The 23,038-nt window shown below is 62.0% G+C and carries 20 protein-coding genes; 6 read left to right on the forward strand and 14 right to left on the reverse strand.

The genetic code is table 11. The features are described 5' to 3' along the window. Window positions 1-22: 22 nt before the first annotated feature. Window positions 23-814: an acyl dehydratase gene (locus tag Q1A85_RS04340; protein ID WP_299685594.1), complete on the forward strand. Its 792-nt coding sequence runs from the start codon at window positions 23-25 to the stop codon at window positions 812-814. Here the strand turns inward: Q1A85_RS04340 and Q1A85_RS04345 are convergent. After that, complete coding sequence (locus tag Q1A85_RS04345; RefSeq protein WP_299685596.1) at window positions 811-1,848, reverse strand: FAD-binding oxidoreductase; 1,038 nt, start codon at window positions 1,846-1,848, stop codon at window positions 811-813. The genes Q1A85_RS04340 and Q1A85_RS04345 overlap by 4 nt on opposite strands. 49 nt (window positions 1,849-1,897) lie before the next feature. Between Q1A85_RS04345 and mnmD the strand changes: the two genes are divergently transcribed. Together mnmD and Q1A85_RS04355 are read left to right on the forward strand one after the other, a co-directional pair. Then, window positions 1,898-2,569, forward strand: a complete 672-nt coding sequence (gene mnmD, locus Q1A85_RS04350; protein ID WP_299685599.1) for a tRNA (5-methylaminomethyl-2-thiouridine)(34)-methyltransferase MnmD — start codon at window positions 1,898-1,900, stop codon at window positions 2,567-2,569. After that, window positions 2,566-3,441: a DMT family transporter gene (locus Q1A85_RS04355; protein ID WP_299685602.1), complete on the forward strand. Its 876-nt coding sequence runs from the start codon at window positions 2,566-2,568 to the stop codon at window positions 3,439-3,441. The genes mnmD and Q1A85_RS04355 overlap by 4 nt, the downstream gene beginning before the upstream one ends. Here Q1A85_RS04355 and Q1A85_RS04360 read toward each other — a convergent pair. After that, entirely contained in the window at window positions 3,409-5,370 is a 1,962-nt protein-coding gene (locus Q1A85_RS04360) for a lytic transglycosylase domain-containing protein (RefSeq protein WP_299686342.1), read from the reverse strand. The two genes, Q1A85_RS04355 and Q1A85_RS04360, sit on opposite strands and share 33 nt — an antisense overlap. 161 nt (window positions 5,371-5,531) lie before the next feature. On the opposite strand from Q1A85_RS04360, the gene dapA reads away from it, so the two are divergent. Further along, entirely contained in the window at window positions 5,532-6,407 is an 876-nt protein-coding gene (gene dapA, locus Q1A85_RS04365; RefSeq protein WP_299685605.1) for a 4-hydroxy-tetrahydrodipicolinate synthase, read from the forward strand. Window positions 6,408-6,444: 37 nt separating this feature from the next. Here the strand turns inward: dapA and Q1A85_RS04370 are convergent, their stop codons facing one another. The 11 genes from Q1A85_RS04370 to Q1A85_RS04420 form a co-directional block, all read right to left on the reverse strand. Beyond that, window positions 6,445-7,317: a DmsC/YnfH family molybdoenzyme membrane anchor subunit gene (locus Q1A85_RS04370; protein ID WP_299685608.1), complete on the reverse strand. Its 873-nt coding sequence runs from the start codon at window positions 7,315-7,317 to the stop codon at window positions 6,445-6,447. Beyond that, the gene (locus tag Q1A85_RS04375; protein WP_299685611.1) at window positions 7,317-8,069 is read right to left on the reverse strand and encodes a 4Fe-4S dicluster domain-containing protein; all 753 of its coding nucleotides are present in this window, start codon (window positions 8,067-8,069) and stop codon (window positions 7,317-7,319) included. The genes Q1A85_RS04370 and Q1A85_RS04375 overlap by 1 nt, the downstream gene beginning before the upstream one ends. Next, complete coding sequence (locus tag Q1A85_RS04380; RefSeq protein WP_299685614.1) at window positions 8,066-8,275, reverse strand: hypothetical protein; 210 nt, start codon at window positions 8,273-8,275, stop codon at window positions 8,066-8,068. The genes Q1A85_RS04375 and Q1A85_RS04380 overlap by 4 nt, the downstream gene beginning before the upstream one ends. Next, a complete protein-coding gene (locus Q1A85_RS04385; RefSeq protein ID WP_299685617.1) occupies window positions 8,272-11,094 on the reverse strand; it encodes a molybdopterin oxidoreductase family protein in 2,823 nt (940 codons plus the stop codon). The genes Q1A85_RS04380 and Q1A85_RS04385 overlap by 4 nt, the downstream gene beginning before the upstream one ends. Continuing rightward, complete coding sequence (locus tag Q1A85_RS04390; RefSeq protein WP_299685620.1) at window positions 11,094-12,161, reverse strand: acetate kinase; 1,068 nt, start codon at window positions 12,159-12,161, stop codon at window positions 11,094-11,096. The genes Q1A85_RS04385 and Q1A85_RS04390 overlap by 1 nt, the downstream gene beginning before the upstream one ends. Then, on the reverse strand, window positions 12,158-13,087 hold the full coding sequence (locus Q1A85_RS04395) for a phosphate acyltransferase (protein ID WP_366140554.1): 930 nt from the start codon (window positions 13,085-13,087) through the stop codon (window positions 12,158-12,160). Before Q1A85_RS04395 ends, Q1A85_RS04390 begins: the two co-directional genes overlap by 4 nt. A gap of 72 nt (window positions 13,088-13,159) precedes the next feature. Further along, entirely contained in the window at window positions 13,160-14,941 is a 1,782-nt protein-coding gene (gene xsc, locus Q1A85_RS04400; RefSeq protein ID WP_299685623.1) for a sulfoacetaldehyde acetyltransferase, read from the reverse strand. A 112-nt stretch (window positions 14,942-15,053) separates the two neighbouring features. Then, on the reverse strand, window positions 15,054-16,511 hold the full coding sequence (locus Q1A85_RS04405) for a PLP-dependent aminotransferase family protein (protein ID WP_299685626.1): 1,458 nt from the start codon (window positions 16,509-16,511) through the stop codon (window positions 15,054-15,056). 319 nt (window positions 16,512-16,830) lie between these two features. Beyond that, window positions 16,831-17,766: a DMT family transporter gene (locus Q1A85_RS04410; protein WP_299685630.1), complete on the reverse strand. Its 936-nt coding sequence runs from the start codon at window positions 17,764-17,766 to the stop codon at window positions 16,831-16,833. A gap of 28 nt (window positions 17,767-17,794) precedes the next feature. Further along, window positions 17,795-18,487: a type 1 glutamine amidotransferase domain-containing protein gene (locus tag Q1A85_RS04415; protein ID WP_299685633.1), complete on the reverse strand. Its 693-nt coding sequence runs from the start codon at window positions 18,485-18,487 to the stop codon at window positions 17,795-17,797. Between the two features lie 45 nt (window positions 18,488-18,532). After that, window positions 18,533-18,967, reverse strand: a complete 435-nt coding sequence (locus Q1A85_RS04420) for an ester cyclase (RefSeq protein ID WP_299685637.1) — start codon at window positions 18,965-18,967, stop codon at window positions 18,533-18,535. Between the two features lie 109 nt (window positions 18,968-19,076). Here Q1A85_RS04420 and Q1A85_RS04425 point away from each other — a divergent pair, with 109 nt between their 5' ends. After that, complete coding sequence (locus Q1A85_RS04425) at window positions 19,077-19,943, forward strand: LysR family transcriptional regulator (protein ID WP_299685640.1); 867 nt, start codon at window positions 19,077-19,079, stop codon at window positions 19,941-19,943. Window positions 19,944-20,232: 289 nt separating this feature from the next. Here the strand turns inward: Q1A85_RS04425 and Q1A85_RS04430 are convergent, their stop codons facing one another. Beyond that, the gene (locus Q1A85_RS04430) at window positions 20,233-21,627 is read right to left on the reverse strand and encodes an aminotransferase class III-fold pyridoxal phosphate-dependent enzyme (protein WP_299686344.1); all 1,395 of its coding nucleotides are present in this window, start codon (window positions 21,625-21,627) and stop codon (window positions 20,233-20,235) included. Window positions 21,628-22,021: 394 nt separating this feature from the next. On the opposite strand from Q1A85_RS04430, the gene Q1A85_RS04435 reads away from it, so the two are divergent. Beyond that, the gene (locus Q1A85_RS04435) at window positions 22,022-23,026 is read left to right on the forward strand and encodes an ABC transporter substrate-binding protein (protein WP_299685643.1); all 1,005 of its coding nucleotides are present in this window, start codon (window positions 22,022-22,024) and stop codon (window positions 23,024-23,026) included. The last annotated feature ends 12 nt before the right edge of the window (window positions 23,027-23,038 follow it).

Consider the following 23,038-nt stretch of genomic DNA (forward strand, 5'->3'; position numbering starts at 1 on the left):
AAGTCCTGTCAAATGCGTGTCGATGCAGGATGCCGTACCTTCCGAACACCGTCAAAGCGATCTCTTGGACCCCGCGCGTGCCAATGCGATGCTGGCGACCTTGGGTGCGCCGAACAGGTTGCGCACGGGCGATGCGCTGCCGCCCTTTTTTCACCACCTGTATTTCTGGATTGCCGAACCGCCCGAGGTCCTTGGTCGCGACGGGCATCCCAAGGTGGGCGGTCTGATCCCTGACATGGGCTTGCCCCGGCGGATGTGGGCGGGCGGGAAATTGCAGTTTGATCATCCGGTAAGGCTGGGTCAGGCGGCGGAAAAACGAAGCATATGCGAGGCGGCGCAGCACAAGACCGGGCGCAGCGGGCCGCTCGCCTTTGTCACACTGCGGCACGAGATTTGGCAGGACGAGCGCTTGTGCGTGACGGAATGGCAGGACCTCGTCTATCGTCCGGACGCCGACCCGGACGCGGCGCAACCGCCCGTGCCAATGGCGCCAGGCATCAATGGGGACATCGTCAGCTTCGACAGTACCCTTCTGTTCCGCTATTCGGCCCTGACGTTCAACGGGCATCGCATTCACTATGACGAAACCTATGCCCGTGACGTTGAGGGGTATGACGGTTTGGTGGTGCATGGGCCGCTTCTGGCGCAGTTGCTGATGCTCAAGGCCGAACGCGAGCTGGGGCCGCTTGGCCGTTTTACGTTTCGCGGCAAAAGCCCCCTGACGCATCACGCGCAGGCGGTACTGTGTCGGGACAGCACGCGGATGTGGATTGCGGCACCAGATGGCCGCCTAGTGATGGAGGCGGAAGCCTAGAGCGACGCCGCGACCTCGAACCCCGGTGGGATGGCGTTGTGCCCGTCCAGCATCAGATCGGCCATGACCTCTGCCACCTTTGGTGCCATGCCAAATCCGATCTTGAACCCGCCATTGGCAATCATATGCCCGGGCCGATCCGGCCACGGCCCCAACATGGGTGCGCGGCTGCGGCTACGCGGTCGCACCCCGGCCCAGCGGGCGCGCACAGGCGCATCGCGCAAGACGGGAACCAGATCGCGCGCCTGATCCAATATGGCATCCAGTTGCGCATCAGTGCCGGTTGCTGTGTCAAAGTCACGCTCGGTGGTGGAGCCGATGGCGGTTGTCCCATCCGCGTGCGGGATAATGTGCAAGCCGTCGACAAAAAGCTGCGGAGCGTTGGGTGCTGCGTGATCCAGCAGCACCGCTTGCCCCTTGATGCCCGCGCCGACCATACGCGTGTGCGAAGCGTTCAGCGCCTCCAGCCCCGCCACTCCGGTGGCATGTAGGATGATGCCCTGATCCGGGGCCTCTGCGACAACCGCAACACTGTGCGCCGCCAAAGCGGCGACAAGGGCTGTGCACGCTTGACGGGGATGGACATGGGCGCTGAGCGTATCGAACACCTCGAACCCGGTGCCGCTGTGCAGACCCCAAGGGCTGTTTTCGATGGGCCGCACCGTCCACGAGGCGTGCCCGTCCCACAGCGCCGCAGCCCCGGCGCGGCGACCCTTGGCCAACTCCAGCGCGCGTGCGTCTGCAACCGGTTGCACACGCCCCGAACGGACATAGCCGGGCGCGTGGCCACCGACCTTTGCCACCTCTGCCCAGAACGCTTTGGCCATCAGCAGGCTTTCGAGTTGGAACTGCTTTTTGGGGTTCCAGTTCTCAGGCACGTGTGGGGCAAGTGCGCCGACGATCCCGCCACTGGCCCCGGCGGCGGGGCCGTTCGGGTCGACCACCTGCACGCGCGCGCCGCGCTGCACGCAGGTCCACGCGATAGACAGGCCGAATATGCCCGCGCCGCGCACTGTGATGTCTGCCGTTGCCAAGCCCCGTTCCTTTCGCCAAGGATGCCGCGACCTCTTACAAGGACGCCACATGCAGGACCAGAGTACAACGCTGGGATGGCGCGACGGGCGGGTGCCCGTTTCCACCCGTTTTGACGACCCGTATTTTAGCCTCGACAACGGGCTGGATGAAACACGGCACGTGTTCCTGACGGGAAATGACCTGCCTGCGCGCTTTCGCGACGGCTTCCATGTGGCGGAACTGGGATTTGGCACCGGCCTGAACCTTTTGGCCACGTGGTCCGCGTGGCGGCAGGCGAGGGTGTCGGGGCGCCTGCACTTTACCAGCTTTGAGGCGTTTCCCATGGCGCTGTCGGATATGGAGACCGCCGTGCGCGCGTTTCCCGAGGTCGAGACATTGGCCGCGACCCTTCTGAGCGCGCTGCGCGCCGGGGGGCCGGAATACGACCTGGGAGAGGTGATGCTGACGCTGATCACCGGCGACGCACGCACGACCTTGCCCGACTGGCAAGGCATGGCGGATGCGTGGTTCCTCGACGGGTTCTCGCCTGCAAAGAACCCCGAGTTGTGGGGGCAGAGCCTGATGGCCGAGGTTGGGCGCCACACCGTAAATGGTGGCACCGCGGCCACCTATACAGCGGCAGGCCACGTGCGGCGCGGGCTGGAGGCTGGCGGATTTGCCGTTGCACGGGTGCCGGGCTTTGGCCGCAAGCGGCACATGACCAAGGCGACACGAAGGTGAGCGCGGGCAACAACACGCGCCTAGGCATTGCGTTGATGATCGCGGTGTCGGTCGTGTTCGCCGCACAGGACGGCATCTCGCGGCATCTGGCAGACAACTACAATGTCTTCATGGTGGTGATGATCCGATATTGGTTCTTTGGCGCCTTTGTCATCACGGTGGCGTCGCGCAAGGCCGGTGGTCTCAGGGCGGCGGCGCGGACCGAGCAGCCAGTCTTGCAGGCCTTTCGCGGCTTTCTGCTGGCGGCGGAGATCTGCGTCATGGTGACCGCCTTCACCGTCCTTGGCTTGGTCGAAAGCCATGCGATCTTTGCGGCTTACCCGCTACTGGTCGCGGCCCTTTCTGGTCCGATCCTTGGGGAAAGTGTCGGCTGGCGCCGCTGGGTGGCAATCGGGGTCGGCTTTGTCGGCGTGTTGTTCATTTTGCGGCCCGGTCTTGGCGTGTTTGACCCCGCCGCAATCATCCCGGTCGTCTCGGCGTTGATGTTCGCCACCTACGGCCTGCTGACGCGATATGCGGCCCGGCGCGACAGCACCGCCACCAGTTTTTTCTGGACGGGCACAACGGGCGCTGTGGCGATGACAGGCGTGGGGATCTGGTTTTGGGAACCGATGAGCGGGCCAGACTGGCTGTGGATGGGTACGTTGTGCATGACCGGCGCGCTGGGGCACTGGTTGTTGATCCGATGCTACGAGGTGGCCGAGGCCAGCGCAGTGCAGCCCTTTGCCTATTTCCAGATGGTGTTTGCCGCCGGGGTCGGCATCGCGCTGTTTGGTGAGGCGTTGCAGTGGAACGTGGCGCTTGGCGCGGCCATTATCGTGGCGGCGGGGCTGTTCACCCTATGGCGCGAACGGCAGCAGGCTCGCGCCTGACAGTTCTTCGGAAAACGGGGCGGGATGCGGGTCATCGCCCAGCCGCGCCCGGTAGACCGGCAGGCTTTCGGTGACGCGCATCACGTAGTTGCGCGTCTCGCGAAAGGGGATGTGTTCAATCCAGTCGACGATATCGAAATCTGCGTCCAATTCGCGCGGATCGCCATAAAGACCCATCCACCGGTCCGCCCGGCCTGGCCCGGCATTATAGGCCACGGACATCAGCACCACATTGCCGTCATAACGCCCGGCCAGCGTGCTGAGGAAGGCCGCGCCAAGTTCGGCATTGTAGACCGGATCAGTGATCAGCCGTTCGGTCGTATGTGCCTCGCCCCGGTTGAGTTGTTCAGCAACCTCACGGCCTGTGGCGGGCATGATCTGCATCAGGCCGCGTGCGCCCGCACCCGATTGCACGGCGGGATCAAATTCGCTTTCGCGACGGGCAATGGCGAGGTTCATCTCAGCCGCCATGGGCAGGTCGGCCTGTGCAAGCGGGTGAAGCGGGTAATAGGGCGCGTGTAGGGTGATGCCGCGCCGCGCGACACGCTTGCCGATCATCACGGCAAGATGCGGCTGGTCTGCGTCAAGCGCGGCCTGCCCTAACTGACCCGCTTCCGTCCGGTCCAGATCCTCCGCCAGATGTGTCCAGAACCGTTCGGCGAGGCTCAATTCTCCCGAGGCTTGCAGCAGCAGACCCACCTCAAAGAGATCACGGCGGGCAAGGTCAGAACTGCGCCAGTCGCCAAAGTCTTCTGCGCCGTCAAGGTCGGGATCGGCGGGCAGTCCAGCGCGTTCGGCGGCGAGCAGGCCATAGAACGACGTCTGGAATTGTGCCCCGTCGGCATAGGCTGCGGCGGCATCGGCGGGTTGGTCCATCGCCTCATGTGCCCGCCCGATCCAGTACCCCGCCCGCCCGCGCGAAATGGGGGATTCGATGGCTGCGCGGTGGTTCTGAAAATGCCCCAGCGCCAATTCCGGATCATCCATCAGGCGCAGGGCGATGTAGCCCGACAGCCATTCCAGATCGGCATAGGCGGCACCTTCGGTCAGGTGGTGCCGGGCGGCAAGCTGATAGGCGATGGCCGCGTCCCCATCGCGCATCTCGTCCCGGGCAAGCGCCCTACGACGGTTGGCCCACGCCTGCGGGCGGCCCAGCTTTTCGGCAGAGGCGGAGCGCGTGCGCAAGAGTGCCTTGGCAGTATCCCAACGACCCTTGCGCACGCGCCATTCAAAGCGGTCATGGGCAAGGCCTGCGTTTTCGGACAGGGCCTCTGGCACCGCTTCGATCAGGGCGTCAGCGTCGTTGGACAGGTTTTGCAGGGCAAGACGCGCCCGTGCCAATGCAACCTGACCGTCGGACACAAGCCCGAACATACGGCGCGCCTCGCCGCCTTGGCCGTCCCACAGCATCGTGTCCAGACGGGCCGTATGGTGCGGCGCAAGCAGCGCTTCATGCCGCGCCAGAAACAGCGATTGGGAGGTGGCGTTCATTGCCATGGTGCGCCAGGCAAGGACCAGATTTGCCTCTGCATCGCCCTCTTTGCCCGCTTTGATCAGCGCATCGGCATGGGCCAGCACACCACGCGGAGTCTGTGGCGGTTGATCTGCGAAAAACGTGAGGATGTCTGCGTCGTTCTGACGGATGACCACCGGTTCCGCGCGGCGGCGCAACAGCGCCTCGCCCGGCCAGTCGGGGCGGCGGTCAAGAAAGGCGATGACATCAGCATAGCTGCCGCGCCCTGCACGCAAACGCTGCCATTCGATGACATCTGCCGCGGCCTCTCCGTCACGGGCGGCCAGCATGGCGGCTGTATCCCAGTTTCCACCGCGCAGCGCATCCATCGCCCAGCCCAAGGGTCGCGGACGCTCTGCAAGAGCCGCTGTGACGGTGACAAAAACGAGGGCCAGAGCGCAGGCAAACCGGCTCATCACTTGCATTTCCTGTTGGGCCGTGGTCAGAGCCTTGAGCATATGCCGCTGGTGTGACGTTTCAACTCACCTCTGCGGCATAGGCGAAAAATCATCCCAGGCCCTCTGCCTGCCAAATGTGAAACACGACCCCGGTCAGGGGTCCAATTAGGAGCGTGAGAATGTTCAAAGGTTCTATGCCTGCCCTCGTCACGCCGTTTCGAGACGGCGCTGTGGATCTGGAATGCCTCAAGAAACTGGTCGAGTGGCATATCGACCAAGGCAGCCACGGCCTTGTGCCCGTCGGCACCACCGGGGAAAGCCCGACGCTGACGCACGAAGAGCACGAGCAGGTTATCGAAACAGTGGTCAAAACCGCCGCTGGCCGCATCCCGGTGATTGCCGGGGCCGGGTCGAACAACACGGTCGAGGCGATGCGCTTTGTCCAGTTTGCCGCCGAGGTGGGTGCGGATGCCGCATTGGTCGTCACACCCTATTACAACAAGCCGACGCAGCGCGGCCTGATCGCGCATTTCAAGGCGCTGCATGATTGTGCCGACATCCCGATCATCATTTACAACATTCCCGGACGGTCCGTGGTGGATATGACCCCTGCGACCATGGGCGAGCTTGCCAAGCTGCCCCGCATCGTGGGCGTGAAGGACGCGACCGGTGATCTGGCGCGGGTGTGCGACCAGCGCATGTCCTGCGGAGCGGATTTCATCCAGCTGTCGGGCGAAGATGCCACCGCGCACGGGTTCAACGCACAGGGCGGTGTGGGCTGCATCTCGGTCACCGCAAATGCGGCGCCCAAGCTGCTGAGCCAGATGCAGGAGGCCTGCCTTGCCGGGGATTATGGCGCTGCTCTGAGCGTGCAGGACAAGCTGATGCCGCTGCACAAGGCGATCTTTACCGAGCCGGGGCTGGTGGGCGCGAAATACGCGATGTCACGGCTGGGTCTGTGTTCGGACGAGGTGCGGTTGCCGCTGACGACCCTGTCGGACGAAACCAAGGCGCTGGTTGATGACGGGTTGCGCCACGCAGGCCTGATGAACTGATTGAGGTGGCGGTGGGCAATGTTGCCCACCCCACGCTTCAGCGTTTGCCGTAGTAGAGGCCGACCACATGCTCGGCCTCTGCAAAGAACAGCCAGCGGGCCGCCAGCGCGCCGGCCACGTGGCTGGCCACAGCCAACAGCGCGATGAAGTGCGAGAATGGCAAAAGCAGCAGCACAACCGGCAGCACGGCGAACAGGCCGATTGATATGATCCGCAGCTTTTGACTGTGCTTGCGGCCCACGGTGTAGGCAAATTCCTTGAGCAGGTAATTCGTGCCGGTATGTGGCGGCTCAAACGCGCGGACGCTGCCGCCCGTGCCCAGCCCCGTGGCGGTGGCAAGGTCAGTGCCCGAGCCCGCCAGCGCGCCATCGCCCTGCATCCACAGCACGATCTGGATCGCTGCGGCAATGGCGATAAGGACCATCGCCCAAGTGGTCTGTCCGGCCAGCAGCGCGCCACCCGACAGTGAGAAGGACATGAACATGGCCGGTGTCAGGGGGGTGTTCCAGCGTGGGATGGTCTTGAGCTGAGTGTAGATCATCGACGTGGTGAATACGGTCAGCACCGAGAACACTGAGCCGAGAAACCCGATCAACCCCCAGTGTTGGCCGAAGAACACAAGCCCCGCGCCGTAAAGCCCCATGAGGATCAGAGCAATCACTGCGCACCAGCCTTCGCGGCTCAGCCACGAGCTACGCCATTGGGTGAATGCCTTGAGCGCCCGTTCCGGGTGGCCGAGGTGAAAGGTGGAGGAGATCAGACCGCCCACCGCGCAGAGATAGGCAATGACAAAGAAGGCGAAGGCGGTCCAGCCGGTCACGGCCGGAATGCCAAGGCCGAGAAAGAACAGCAGACCAAAACCGATGCCGGAAAAGACAGTGAAGAAGATAACGGACGGTGCGGGATGCATCAGAGCTTCTCCAATGTCTTGTCGAGCCAGCCGAGAAAGCCTGTCGCTTCTTCGGCGACGGGCGCGAGGTAGGGGGCCAGAATGTCGATCTGATCGGTTTCGATCGTGTCCTTGGGCCGTGGCGGCAGGTAGCGGTTGACGGGTTTGGTGCCCTGTTCCGGCATCAGTTCCATCCCGCCACGCTCGGCGGTCAGTTTGGACACGTTGCTGTCGGGGTCCGCAAAGTCGCCAAAGTGGCGCGCGCCCGCGGGGCAGGTGCGCACGCAGGCCGGTTCACGGTCTTCTTCGGGCAGGTTTTCGTTATAGATGCGGTCCACGCAGAGGGTGCATTTTTTCATCACCTTTTCGACCGCGTCCATTTCGCGCGCGCCGTAGGGGCAGGCCCATGCACACAGGCCGCAGCCAATGCAGTCCGTTTCGTTGACCAGCACAATCCCGTCTTCGACCCGCTTGTAGCTGGCCCCGGTGGGGCAGACGGTGACGCAGGGCGCGTCCTCGCAATGCAGACAGGACTTGGGGAAGTGGATCAACTGTGCCGCGCCTGCTTCGGGCTGTACCTCGTAACTGTGCACGCGGTTGAGGAAGGTGCCGGACGGATCGCCGCCATAGGCGTCGGTGTCCGACAGGGGCGCGCCGTAATTTTCGGTATTCCAGCCTTTGCACGAGATCACGCAGGCGTGGCAGCCAACGCAGGTGTCGAGGTCGATGACGAGGCCGAGTTTGCGTTCGGTGGTTTGGGGCAATGTGGTCATGCGATTGTCCTCATTGTGAGGGCAGGACTGGGGCGCTGCCCCAGACCCCGGAGTATTTGGAAAGAGAAGAAGGCGGGCGCGTTGTCTGTCGCGCCGATCGGTTGCGTTCTGGTCGCGTCCCAGTTGGCGATGAAGTACACGAACGTGCCGACGGCGATGGCGACAAAGGCCGCAATGGCGAGCAGGGTTTTCTGGATACCCGTCATTTGCCGACCTTCCAGGACAGTTTGGACGGCCCTTTGCCCACCGGCGACTTGATAGGTGCGAGGCTGGGTTGGCTTTCGGCTGGGGCGTCTGCCTTTTCGATGCGCACCTTGAGGTCAAACCAAGCGGCCTGTCCGGTGATCGGATCGGAATTCGACCAGCGCAGCCCGTCGCCTTTGGGCGGGAGCAGTTCGTGGATCAGGTGGTTCAGCAGGAAACCGCGGGTGGCTTCGGGCGCGTCTTCGTCCAACGCCCATGCGCCCTTGCGTTTGCCGATCGCGTTCCACGTCCAAACGGTGTTGGGGTTGAGTGCTGCCATTTCGAGAACAGGCACAGTGATCTCGCCATGCGGTGAGATCACGCGCGCCCAATCGCCGTCTGTCAGACCGTGCAGGCGCATCAGATTCGTGGGCACATAAAGCGGGTTGTGGCCGTGCAACTGCCGCAGCCATGCGTTCTGCGAACCCCACGAGTGGTACATCGCCATGGGCCGTTGGGTCAGCGCCGTGATCGGGTAGGCCTCGGCCCGGTTGTCGGGGGCGGGGTCGTACCAGATCGGCAGCGGGTCCATCGTTTCAAGGATGCGCGCGCGCAGGTGTTCGGGCGGCTGGCGGTCCCCATGCCCTTCGGCGGCCAGTTGGAACCGGCGCATCGGCTCGACATAGAGTGAGAAGAGGTAAGGCTGCGGGCTGTCAAACAGGCCAAGTTCCACCGCCCAGTCCTGATATGCGCTGTTCCATGGCTTGTAATACAGCGCCTCGTCCGGGATGTGACCGACCCAGAAGCCGCCATTGTTGATATAGCTGTCAAGCTGGCCTTCGTTCACGTCGCCACGTCCGTTTGTCAGCCCCTTGTCGCTCATCCGCCATCCGGCGAGAGGACCGATGCCCGGTTTGCGCTGGTGGTTGACGATGTAATCGCCGTAGTCGGCATATTTCTGGCTGCCGTCCTCGTTGGTGAAACCCGGAAGACCCAGCCGCGCGCCCAGATCACAGAGCACCGACTGGAACCCCCGCACGTCGCGGTCGGGTTCGATCACGGGCCAGCGGATCGCGTCCGCCGCCGCGTCGGCCTCGCAGATGGGACGGTCGAGCAGTGAGATGCAGTCGTGCCGTTCCAGATAGGTGGTGTCCGGTAGAATCAGGTCCGCATAGGCGACCATTTCGGAACTATACGCATCCGAATAGATAATGCGTGGGATGACATATTCGCCCTCTTCGTCCTGATCCGTCAGCATGTCGATCACGCCGCGCGTGTTCATGGACGAGTTCCACGACATGTTGGCCATATACATGAACAACGTGTCGATCTTGTACGGGTCACCTGCATGGGCGTTCGATATGACCATGTGCATCAGCCCGTGCGCCGACATCGGGTTTTCCCATGTGAAGGCCTTGTCGATGCGGGCGGGCGTGCCGTCCTCTTTGAGTGCCAGATCGTCGGGACCGTGAACAAAGCCCAGATGCGGGCCGTCCAGAGGTGCGGCGGGTGTGACGCCGCAATGCGGTTTGGGGTGGGCGGTTGCAGGTTTGGGGTAGGGCGGTTTGAAGCGGAAGCCGCCCGGCACCTCGACCGTGCCGAGAATTATTTGCAGCACGTGCAGCGCGCGGCAGGTCTGGAACCCGTTGGCGTGCGCTGAAATCCCGCGCATGGAGTGGAACGACACAGGCCGCCCGGTCATGGTCTTGTGCGTCTCACCGCGGAAGTCGGTCCATTCCTGATCTAACTCGAACGCTTCTTCGAAAGCGGTGCGCGCAATTTCAGCGGCGAGGGCGCGGATGCGGGGGGCGGGAATGCCAACACGGTCAGCGACGGCTTCGGGGGTGTATTCGTCTTGCAGGTAACGCTCGGCCATGTGGTGCATGACAGTGCGGTGGGTCACGCCCGCGTGGCGGTAGGTGGCCGACAGATCCGGCTTCACACCCTTTTGGTCGAACGGGGTCAGCTTGCCCGCGGCGCGGTCCATCACCAGTTCCTTGCCCGCGTCGTCGCGCAAGAGCAGACCGAATTCAGGCGACTTTTCGTCGCCATTCACGAAACAAGGCGCGTTGGTGAACCGCGCGAGATAGTCCAGATCAATGCGCCCGGCTTTCATCAGGCAATGCACGATGGACAGGATCAGCAAACCGTCCGTGCCGGGGGTAATGCCAAACCAGTCGTCCGCAACAGCGTTGTAGCCGGTGCGGATCGGGTTCACGCCAACGACGCGCGCGCCGCGGGCCTTGATCTTGCCGATACCCATCTTGATCGGGTTGCTGTCGTGATCCTCGGCGACGCCAAAGAGGACAAAGAGTTTGGTGTGATCCCAGTCAGGTTGGCCAAACTCCCAGAACGCGCCGCCCATTGTATAGATGCCTGCCGCGGCCATGTTGACCGAGCAAAAGCCGCCATGGGCCGCGTAGTTGGGCGTGCCAAAGTTCTGGGCAAAGAAGCTGGTAAAGCTCTGCGATTGGTCACGGCCTGTGAAAAACGCGAGCTTTGACGGATCATCCTTGCGGATCGGAGCCAGCCAGTCAGTGGCGATTTCCAGCGCCTCGTCCCAGCTTATTTCCTCGAATTCGCCTGACCCGCGCGGCCCCACACGTTTCAGCGGCGCGCGAAGCCGCGACGGCGCGTTGACCTGCATGATGCCCGCCGACCCCTTGGCGCAGAGCACGCCTTTGTTCACCGGGTGGTCTTTGTTGCCCTCGATATAGGCGACCTCGCCGTCCTTCATGTGGACGTTGATGCCGCAGCGACAGGCACACATGTAGCACGTCGTCTTGCGCACCTCGTCTGACACCTTGGGCGACAGGTCAATCGTCGGTTGGTCCTTGGGCATCAGGTGGCTCCTTTCATGCACGCGAGGGCATCGTTCGCGATTTGTCGTTCTTCGTCAGCTTTGACCACATGCACCGGCACGTCACCAAAAAGCGCAAGATGCTTGACTATTCGGTCCCGTATGGGAGCTGCGTTCTCGCCTATGCCGCCAGTAAAGGCGATGGCATCCAGCCCGCCCATGGCAACAATAGCAGAGCCGGCATGGCGCGCGGCCCAATAGCAGAAATGGTCGACGGCGAGCCGGGCTGCATCCGTGTCGGCGGCGAGGAGAAGGCGCATATCGTTGCTTCCACCCAAACCCTTGAGCCCGCTTTCCTTGTTCAGCAGGCGACCGGCTTCTTCGGCACCGTAGATCTCGGCAAGGCGCAGCACGGCCATGCCGTCTATGGCTCCGGACCGGGTGCCCATGGTCAGCCCATCCAGCGGCGAGTAGCCCATGGAGGTAGCAACGGAGACGCCCTTGTGGATCGCGCAAAGCGATGCGCCGGAGCCGAGGTGAAACGCGAGCAGGCGTTCGGGCAAGGCATCGCCGAATTGCGTGACAATCCATGCATAGCTGAGGCCGTGGAACCCATAGCGCCGGATGCCCATTGACCGGGCCTCCTTGGGCAGGGCGTAGGTCGTCGCGACTTCTGGTTGATGGGCGTGGAAGGCCGTGCCGAAGCTTGCATATTGCGGCAGGTTCGGTGCCAGCGCTTGCAGCGCGCGGATACCAGCGAGGTTGTTGGGGTTGTGCAGCGGGGCAAGCGGCGTGGCGGCTTCGATCCCTGCAATCACGGTGTCGTCTACCGCGCAGGGTTCAACGAGTGACGTGCCACCATGTACCACCCGGTGCGCACCGGCGGTCAATGCGCTAGCCTCGATCCCTTGCCGGGCGAGGCTGTCGAGGATCATCACGAGGGCCGCGTCGTGATCCGGCGCGGCGACATTCTGGTCCTCGGTCCCAAGTGTGAGATGTGCAAGCGCGCCGCCAATGCCGCTGACCTGCCCTGCCATCACTTCGGTCAGGTCGGTCGTGAACACGCCCACCTTGATGGAGGACGAGCCTGCATTGACGACGAGGATCATGTGGCTGCCATGATCGCGCCGAGCGCGATGGAGGACAGCCGTGCCGCCGCCGGATCGGCCCGCGATGTCAGGAGGATCGGCACCTTGGCACCCATTACGATGCCCCCCGCACACCCGCCGGCGAGGTAGACAAAGGATTTGAACAGCCCGTTGCCCGACACGATGTCCGGTACGATGATCGCGTCGGCCTGACCTGCGACGGGGTCGTCGGTCAGCTTTTTCGCGGCGACGGATTTGGGCGACATGATCAGGTCAAAGGCCAGCGGGCCGGAGAAATCCGCGCCGTCTATGTTCTCTTTGGCCCAGGTGCAAAGCTCGTCCGCTTCCATCGAGGAGGGGACCGACGGTATCGCGCTTTCGGTGGCGGACAGGAACGCGACCTTGGGGCGCGCGTTGCCTAGCTTGTGCAGCAGCTTGACGACCTCGCCCGTCGCGTCCTTGCGGGTGTCGATGTTCGGGTCCACGTTCACCGCAGCGTCCGAGATCGTGATGGACCCGGTGCCGTCAGGCGTCGTGATGTGAAAGATGTGGACAAAGCGGCGGCCCGTCCGCAGGCCCGCATCGCGAGACACGGCGGCTTTCATGAATGCATCCGTATGGAGTTGCCCCTTCATCAGGACATCTGCACGGCCCTCACCGCAGGCCAGCGCCGCGGCCATGCCTGACGCGGCCTCGCCCTCGGCCTCGATGATCTCATACCCGGAAATGTCCCAGTCGAGCTTGGCGGCCTCGTCCTCGATCATGTGCCGCTCGCCGGTAAAGACGGGCACCATCATGTTTGCCTCGGTCGCTTCTTTTGCGGCCAGCATCGGCAATGGTGCGCCCGCGCGGGCGATGGCCACGCGTGGGCTGGGGGCCTTTTGCGCCATCTCGATGATGTGCGCAGGCGGTACGGCCACGGCGTCAGACAGAAAGGATTGGGGCACGTTAATACCGCCTCTGGTCAAAATACAAAATCAGGGGCAAGCCTAGCCTGCCCCTGATCCATGTCTATCGGATTACGCCGCGTCTTGGGGACGCATGTCATCCTTGGAGATACCCGCAACCGACACCGGTTTTTTCATCGCGTCGCGGCGGAAAGGCTCGCCCAGTTCCTGGTTCAGCAGCACCTCGATCAGCGTGGTCTTGCCGTGGTTCATCTGGTCGTCGATGGCCTTGTTCAGGGCGGCGGTCAGTTCCTCCATGCCCTTGACCGCGACACCTTCGAGGCCACAGGCCCGTGCGATCCCGGCATAGGACACCTCTTCATCCAACTCGGTGCCGACAAAGTTATCGTCGAACCACAGGGTCGAGTTCCGCTTTTCCGCACCCCACTGGTAGTTGCGGAACACGATCTGCGTGACCGGCGGCCAGTCACCGCGACCGATGGCCGTCAGTTCGTTGACCGCGATACCAAAGGCACCGTCCCCGGCAAAACCGACAACCGGCACATCCGGCTGGCCGATCTTGGCGCCGACGATGGCGGGCAGGCCGTAGCCGCAGGGACCAAAGAGGCCGGGTGCGAGGTATTTGCGACCCGCGTCAAAGTCCGGGTAGGCGTTGCCGATGGCGCAGTTGTTGCCGATGTCCGAGCTGATGATGGCCTCGCGGGGCAGGGCGGACTGGATCGCGCGCCACGCCATACGGGGGCTCATCCAGTCGGGCTTGTCCGCGCGGGCGCGCTGGTTCCATGTGGTGCCGGGATCGTCGTCCTCGTGGTCCATGGACGCCAGTTGCTGCTTCCACGCCGATTTTGTCTGCGCAATCTTGTTCTTGCGCTCGTCACGGCCTGCGTCGCCCGCGTCGTCGGACAGGTTGGCGAGGATGCCATTGGCCACTTTGGCCGCATCACCCACGATGCCCACAGTGACCTTCTTGGTCAGGCCAATGCGGTTGGGGTTGATGTCGACCTGAATGATCTTGGCGTCTGTCGGCCAGTAGTCGATGCCATAGCCCGGCAGGGTCGAGAACGGGTTGAGCCGTGTGCCAAGGCACAGGACCACATCCGCGCCGTTGATCAATTCCATGCCCGCCTTGGAGCCGTTGTAGCCGAGCGGGCCAGCAAACAGCGGGTGCGAGCCGGGAAAGGCGTCGTTGTGCTGGTAGCCCACGCAAACCGGCGCAGTCAGCCGTTCGGCCAGCGCCATGGAGGCGTCGATGCCGCCGTCGGACAGGACAACACCCGCACCGTTCAGGATCACCGGATTCTTGGCTTCGGACAGCAGTTTGGCCGCGTCCTTGACCGAGTTTTCGCCGCCCGGGGACACTTCGAATTCGATCGGGTCGACAATCTCGACATCGATTATTTGCGTCCAGAAGTCGCGCGGAATGTTCAGCTGTGCGGGGCCGGACAGGCGCTTGGCCTGACTGATGACGCGTGTAAGCACTTCGACCACGCGGGTGGGGTCACGCACCTCTTCCTGATAGGCGACCATGTCTTCGAAAAGTTTCATCTGCTCGACTTCCTGAAAACCGCCCTGACCGATGGTCTTGTTCGCGGCCTGCGGGGTCACCAAAAGCAGGGGCGTATGATTCCAGTATGCAGTTTTAACGGCGGTGACGAAGTTGGTGATGCCGGGGCCGTTTTGCGCGATCATCATCGACACTTTGCCGGTGGCGCGGGTGAAGCCATCGGACATGAAGCCGGCAGAGCCTTCGTGGGCGCAGTCCCAGAATTTGATCCCAGCAGCCGGGAACAGATCAGAGATCGGCATCATGGCCGAACCGATGATCCCGAACGCGTGTTCAATGCCGTGACGCTGGAGGCATTTCACAAAGGCTTCTTCGGTCGTCATTTTCATGTGGAGCACTCCGATAGGGGGCGATGATTCGCCCAGTGTGAGGATTCGCGCCAACCTATAGGGCTGGGGGCGTGTGCGTTAGGGCCAGAACAAAAGTCGATTTAAGGCCAGATCAGGCGTTCAGGACGTCTCGTACAATGCTAAGCCCATCGGCAATACGTGTGTGCGGAATGGATGAGTATCCAAGCCGGTAGAAATTGCGCGGCGGCGCGTCGCCCGCAAAGAACGCGTGACCCGGTTCGATCAGCACGCTGCGTGCCTCAAGCGCTTTGGCTCGTTCGACCGTATCCACGCCTTGCGGCGCGCGCATCCAAAAGGATGACCCGCCAAAGGCACCCATGCCCGCCACGCTTAACCCTGCGACGTCAATGGCCGCCTGCATCGCCTCCCGCCGGGCCTGAAGGGCCGCGCTCATCTTGCGAATCTGCGCATCATAATGGCCCATCGACAGGAAATAGGCCGCGGTGCGCTGGATGTGCCCCGGCGGGTGCCGCAGAACAGAGGTGCGGAGCGCCCGCGCCTCGCGCACAAACGGCTCCGACCCCACCAGATACCCCAGCCGCAATCCCGGAAAGAGCGACTTGGAAAAGCTGCCCACATAGATCACGCGCCCATCCTGATCCATGGATTTGAGCGCGGGGGAGGGCGGTTCGAGAAAGGACATCTCGAACTCGTAGTCGTCCTCGACAATCAGCGCATCCAGCTCTGCCGCCTTGTCCAGCAGCGCCTGCCTGCGCGTCATGGGCATCGTGGCGGTGGTCGGGCATTGGTGGCTGGGAGTGCAGAAAATCACGTCCGTCTCAGGCGGCAATCCATCCGGGGGCAGCCCGTCTCCGTCCACGCGCACCGGCACCATATGACATCGCGACTGGGTCAGGATATCCCGCAACGCGGGGTAGCATGGGTCCTCAAACGCGGCGGTCCGGCGTTGCGTCAGCAGCACTTGGGCGGCCAGCCACAGGGCATTCTGGGCACCAAGGGTGATCAGGATCTGATCACTGCTGGCGGCGATGCCGCGGCGGGGCAAGGTGTTGCGCTGAATAAATTCGATCAGCTGCGGGTCGTCCTGGTCAAAGTAATCGGAGGTGAGCGAGGCAAAATCGCGTTGTCCCAGCGCCTGCAATGCACATTGCCGCCAGTTGGTATGGTCGAACAATTGCGGGTCGGTCTGACCATAGATGAACGGATATTTGTAGCGCGCCCAGTCTTGCGGCTTGCTCAGCGTGACACCACCGGCAAAGCGTTGTCCTATGGCACGGGTCCAGTCCACTGCATCTTCGGTGGTGGTCTGTGGGCGAAAGACCGGTGGAACGGGTGCATTGCCCGAAACGAAATAGCCCGAACGTCCCCGCGACACGAGGTAGTCAGACGCGACAAGCTCGGTGTAGGCGAGCGTGACAGTTATGCGGCTGATGCCCAGATGCGCGGCCAGCTTGCGGGTCGACGGCAGCTTTTCCCCTGCGCCAAAGCGACCTGATAGAATGCCATGCGCCACCATCTGCTGCACCTGATTTTGCAGCGTGCCCTGATGGTGAGGCTGGAGAAAGAATGTTTCGACAGGAAGCGCCATGTAGCGAGCTTACACTGGATATAAGTGAACCGCAAACTGGCATTAAGCGCAGTTGAAACCCCATTGGGCGGATTTACCAATTCATCACTTAATGAGACAATACGTATCATTTTTGGATCGTACGCGCAAGCGCACGTGATGTTTCAACCTTACACCACACATGTGCCAGTTGGTTACACGGAACGTGTTGCACCGGTTAGGGTGAGGGTTTGGTTGCTTTCGCAAAGGGCGTCCGATGCTGCGCGGGCTGTTAATCTACCATTCTGAAAAGCTGCAAAAACGGGCGCACGTAACGCGGCGACGGCCAACTGAGCCATCATCATGCGCTTGCAGGTTCCGACCGTCTCACTGTCAGCGCAACAAGAAGGCCAAGCGCGACAACAGCCAGTCCCGCAACTTGCAGGGGGCCTGGTATCTCCATCGTCAGGGGTATGCCGATCAATAGTGCAAAACCCGGAACCAGCGCGGGGAAAGTCGCAGCTTTTGCGGCCCCCAGCAGTTTGACGGCCTGAGCAAATGCAATCATTGCAATGATCCCGGACAGGGTGCCTTGCACAACAATCTGCGTGGCAAGCATAGATGCCGGCAGGGCAAGCAATACCTCTGGTCCTCTGAGCACAAGATAGGCCGGAACAACGCTCACCAGTCCTGCCAGCGACACAACCAGCGTGACGTCGACCGCATTCAGCTTCCACCTTTGCTGCAAGACACTGAAGCCCGCCCAGAACAGTCCTGCCAAAACGAACATCGCGTCTCCGCGCAATGCCAAGGCGGAGCCCGTAAGCACGGTTGGACCTGCGATCAGAACCAGACCCGACAAGATGGCGGTCGCTCCGATGATCTGTCCCAAGGACAACCGCTGCCCAAGAAAGACCCGTGCCAAAATGAAGCCAGCAAGCGTCAGCGTTGCGGGCAGGATGACTGCGCCATGCGCCAGCGGCGCATATGCGTAGCCGCCAACACTGAGCAACACAAACGGCGGGCCCAAGAGAAGGGCCACCGCCACGGCTTGTCCCGGGTGCAGGGCTGGGCGCTGTCCGGATTTGAATGCGACCCAGGCCAGCCCCATGACAGGACCCGCCACGGCGTAGCGCAAAAAGGCCACATCGAACCCGTCCAGCCCGGACGCGACACCGGCCCTCGACAGAGAAAGGTAGGCACCCCAGATTACCGCGGCCACCAGCCCCGCCAACACGCCTGTGTGGATCGGGGAAAATGCACGGGTCTGTGGAGCAACTGTGGCGACATGTGACATGGGATGTCCTGACTGAATTTGCGTGAGGTTATGCTTGGTTCAGCAGCGCGAGGATGCCGCGCGCGCCTTCGGCAGAGGATTGCGGATTTTGGCCGGTCACCAGATTGCCGTCCGTAACCACGTTGACGGCAAAGTCCTTGCCGTTGCGGATTGTGGCCCCAAGTGCGCGCAACCGATCTTCCAGCAGGAACGGGACGACGTCACTTAGCCCGACAGCGTCTTCTTCGCCATTGGTGAAGGCGCTGACGGTTTTCCCTGCAACCAAAGGCGTTCCATCTGCCTTTCGCGCGGCGACAAGGGCCACCGGGCCATGACAGACTGCGCCAACCGGTTTGCCCTCTTCGTCAAAGGCCTCGATCAAATGCGCCAATGTCTGGTTGCCGGGAAAGTCCCACATTGGTCCGTGCCCGCCGGGGAAAAAGACTGCGTCAAAGTCACCGGCGTCGATGTTGGCAATTGGTGTCGTGTTGCCCAAAGCCTTGCGGGCGGCGGTGTCGGCGTCAAAGCGACGCGTCTGATCCGATTGCCATTCCGGCAGCGCGCTTTTGGGATCGACCGGAGGCTGTCCACCTGCGACCGAGGCCAGCGTGACCTCTGCGCCCGCGTCGCGGAACACGTAGTAGGGGGCGGCGAATTCTTCCAGCCAGAAACCGGTTTTTTCGCCGGTATCGCCGAGTTGATCGTGAGATGTCAGAACGATGAGGATACGAGGGTTGGTCATGGGGTGTGCCTTGTGGGTTTATCTGCGTTTTGAGGGGGTTCGGTTTCAGTCGATGGTCGTTTTGCCCAATTGGCGGAACCAATCGACGTTGTCCCAGAATGCGGTCATGTGCGTGATCTTGCCGTCATCGTTTGTGTCCAAGACAAACAGGTGACGGACGGTGTAGGCATGTCCCCGGCTCGGAACGCCAAATGCCTCTTTCTCTTGAGTGCCGGACACATCGACATCGACGTACGCCTTGCGGCCACTGGCATCTGCCGTGATCGAATGCACCGTGTTCGACAGGTTGGGGAAGCTGTCGATCAGGACGCCCCAACTGCCGGGCCCGACCTGTTCGACAGGACCAGCAAGAGCAAATGGTACGTATTCAACGATGCCTTCAGGTTCGAACATCTCGATCATCGCCGGCACGTCCTGTGCGCGGTAACGGTCGAACAGCGTAGCAGCAATTTCGGCTACGGTTTGCGGTTGTGTGGACATGGTGTGCTTCCTTGTTTGGTGTGCGTTTGTCTGATGAGAGAAAGCTATCCATTGCCGAGAGACAGATTAAGGCGGTAAATAGTTCAAGGATTATTGCTCAGGAAAAATAATGCGTCACTTGGATGGGCTTGCAGAATTTTGTGCGGTTGTGAGCGAAGGCGGCTTTACCCGCGCCAGCGAGGCGCTTGGTGTATCGGCCTCGTTCGTCAGCAGGCGGGTTGCTGATCTTGAGGCGCGGTTGGGCGTCCGTTTGTTGCATCGTACGACGCGCAGCGTGAACCTTACGGACATCGGCGCGCGCTATTTTGAGCGGGCGACAGCCATACTTGATGACATTGACACACTGGAGGCGGACCTTGCTGAGCAGCAAAACCTTGTCAAAGGCAGGCTGCGCATTGCAGCGGGCGGTCTGTTTGCGGAAACGTGGGTCAGCCGCCAGTTGGCAGCCTTTGCGGCACAGCATCCACATGTGGAAATCGAACTGGACATAACCGATCGGCGCGTGGATCTGGTGCGCGAGGGGTTCGACCTTGCAATCCGTCATGGGATGCCCGCCGACCCTGATCTGGTGGTGCGAAAAATCGGAGCCCGTCGCATGATGGTCTGCGCATCGCCGAACTATCTGGCAGAGCATGAGCCACCCGGGCATCCCAGTCAGTTGACCCAACATGCCTGTCTGGCGGCGACGGGCCAGCGATGGATGTTCTGCGAGGGCGCGGCCCCCTATGAGGTCAAAGTGAGCACCAGATGGTCAAGCAACAATGGTGTGGCCCTCGCTGCCGCCTGTGAGGCGGGTCTTGGCCTTGCGCGGCTTGCGGAAAACTATTTCAGCAATGGCATCGCTGCGGGAAAACTGGTCCCTATTCTCACGACTTTCGAAGTAGAACCACAGGAAATCGTCCTCGCGTATCCATCGCGGGAACGGCTGCCCTATCGCGTAAGGTCGCTCATCACATTTCTGTCGGACGCCATATGATGCGGGCGGACGACCCGGGGACAGTGCGTAAGAAATACCGTTGCCCGGTCGGCAAGCTGCAATTCATCTTGGTTCATTCACAGCAGGGATTCATCTGAAACGATGCCAAGGGGCATCGTGCCCGGACCCAGCGCTTGCACCCGACGCCGGAACGTCGGCGGAGTGCCCGTATCACAGCGTGCGCCCTGATAGACACTACATGCAGACGCTACCAAGACGGAGTTGCGTTTTTTGGGTCCAAGCCGCCATGTGCATGGCGGCCTATCCATTTGCCGGTGTGGCGTACGCCTTAGCCGAATACGCGGGTCAGGGCGCCGTCCACTGCGTCGACGATCTGGTTGATGTCGTCTTTGGTCGCGATCAAGGCGGGCGAGAAACACAGCGTGTTGTTGCGCGTCGGGATCGAACGGTTCGTGGCGCCAATGATGACAGCCTGCCCCATGCAATCCTTGACCACCGCCTGTACCATCGCTTCGGCTGCCGGTTCCTTGGTGTCGCGGTCAGCGACCAGTTCGGCACCGAGAAACAGGCCCTTGCCACGCACGTCACCGATCACGGCGTGCTTGTCTTTCAACTCCGCCAGCTTGTCGAGCATGTAGTCACCCATCGCAATGGTGTTGCCCAGCAGGTCTTCGTCCTCGATGATCCGCATATTCTCCAGCGCTGCCGCCGGGCCTGCGGTGCAGCCGCCAAAGGTGGAGATGTCGCGGAAGTAATTCAGGTGGTCCGACGCGTCGTCCTTGAACAGATCAAACACCGCTTCGGTCGTGGCGAGGCACGAGATAGCGGCGTAACCCGAGGCAACGCCTTTGGCCATCGACACCATGTCAGGCTGGATGCCGTAATGCTGGTAGCCGAACCACGTGCCGGTGCGCCCGATCCCGCACACAACCTCGTCGATATGAAGCAGGATGTCGTATTTCTTGCAGATTTCCTGAACGCGCGGCCAGTAGCCGTCCGGTGCTTCGATCACGCCGCCGCCTGCGGTGACAGGCTCAAGGCAGAGGGCACCCACGGTGTCGGGGCCTTCGCGCAGGATGACCTGTTCGATCTGATCCGCGGCCCATTCGCCGTAATTCTGTTCGGGCGCGCCGTCCTGTTCGTGCTTGCGGTACTCCATGCAGTGGGGAACGCGAATGAAACCGGGGGCAAAGGGGCCGTATTGCGCGTTGCGTTCGTCCTGCCCGCCCGCGGACATCGTGGCGAGGGTGGAGCCGTGGTAGTCGCGGTCGCGGTAGAGGATCTTGTGCTTTTTGCCGCCGTATTTCTTGTGCGCAATCTGGCGCACCAGCTTGAATGCCTTCTCATTCGCCTCGGAACCGGAGTTGGCATAGTAGACGCGGCTGAGGCCCGGCATCTTGGTCAGCAGTTTTTCGGCAAAAAGCGCGCCGGGGATTGAACCGACGGTGCCGCCAAAAAAGTTCATCTTCACGATGGCATCGCGCACGGCATCGCCCATGGATTCGCGGCCATAGCCCACATTTACGGTCCAGACACCGCCCGATACGGCGTCGATATGTTCGATCCCTTTTTGGTCCCAAACGCGCAGACCCTTCCCCTCGACGATGATCTTGGGGTCGGCACCGGTAAAGAATGGCTGGTGCTGGATGAGGTGATGCCAGACGTTGGCGCGGTCCGCCTCGATCACACGGCTGATATCGTTTTCGTTGAACGTCCCGTCCATCATTGTCCTGACCTTTCCTAAGGATACGCGCTTGCCCACGAATTCAGGGGCCAAGATCAGCGCTGCGGCACACAATCGCCTAGAATCTGGTCATGTAAGTAGGGCCAGATTTGCCCCGTAAGTAAAGCCAGTTGATGGGGTCAACCCCGGTCGCAACACGGGAATTGCGCCGAAATGTCCTGTTTTTCAGGCAGATGCGCTGGTTTTCGCGAATCTTCATGCCAGTGTTGGCTGAGCCAAATTGTGCGGCCATACGCGTTTTTGCGTTGAAACGGCGGGCATTATCGGCTCCGATCCGGCCAGCGCCGCGAAAACGCGGCCCGACAGAGGCGGGACACCGCCCGCTAAGATCGATGCGTGGGGGTAACCTGCGCAATAACACGGGAGAAACACTATGACTTTCAAAACCAAGCTGATGGGTGCGGTTGCAGCGACGGCGATGCTGGCCGGTGCACAAGGCGCAGTGGCCGCAGGCCACGGCGGCGAGATCACCGTCGCCTACTTCCTCGAATGGCCGATGCCGTTCCAGTTTGCCAAAGAAACAGGCATGTACGAAGAAGCCATGGGCACCAAGATCAACTGGGTGAGCTTTGACACTGGCACCGCGATGTCCGCGGCGATGGCGTCTGGCGACGTGCAGTTGTCGGTGAGCCAGGGCATCCCGCCCTTCGTGGTTGCAACATCCGCGGGTCAGGACCTTCAGGTGCTTGACGTGGCCGTGTCCTATGCGGACAACGACAACTGCGTTGTGCGCGCCGATCTGGAGATCGACAAGGACAGCGCAGCCGAACTGGCCGGCAAGAAAGTGGCCGTGCCGCTGGGGACAGCCGCGCATTACGGTTTCCTCAAGCAGATGGAGCACTTCAACGTCTCCCTCGACAGCCTCGACATCGTGGACATGGCACCTGCCGAAGGCGAAGCAGCGCTGAGCCAGGGTGCCGTCGACATGGCCTGTGGCTGGGGTGGCGCGCTGCGTCGTATGCTGGGGTCCGGCAACGTGTTGCTGACCGGCGCCGAGAAAACCGAGCTGGGCATTCTGGTGTTTGACGCGACAACCGCGCCGACATCTTTCGTCGCCGAAGAAGGCGAACTGGTGTCGCAGTTCCTCGCCGTGACAGCCGAAGCAAACGCGATGTGGGCGGACGAATCCAACCACGCGAAAATGCTGCCGGTGATCGCCAAGGATGCGGGTATGTCCGAAGAAGATGCGGCATCGACCCTGTCCACATTCGTGTTCCCGACAGTCGACGAACAGCTGGGCTCAAGCTGGCTGGGCGGCAACGCTGCGACCTTTATGAAAGGCGTTGCAGACGTCTTTGTGGCAGCCGGTTCCATCGACGCGGCCAAAGCATCCTATGCAGACAACGTGAACGCTGAGCCTCTGACAGACGCCAAGTAATCACGGACTTTC

The organism is uncultured Tateyamaria sp. (assembly GCF_947503385.1).
Taxonomy (GTDB): domain Bacteria; phylum Pseudomonadota; class Alphaproteobacteria; order Rhodobacterales; family Rhodobacteraceae; genus Tateyamaria.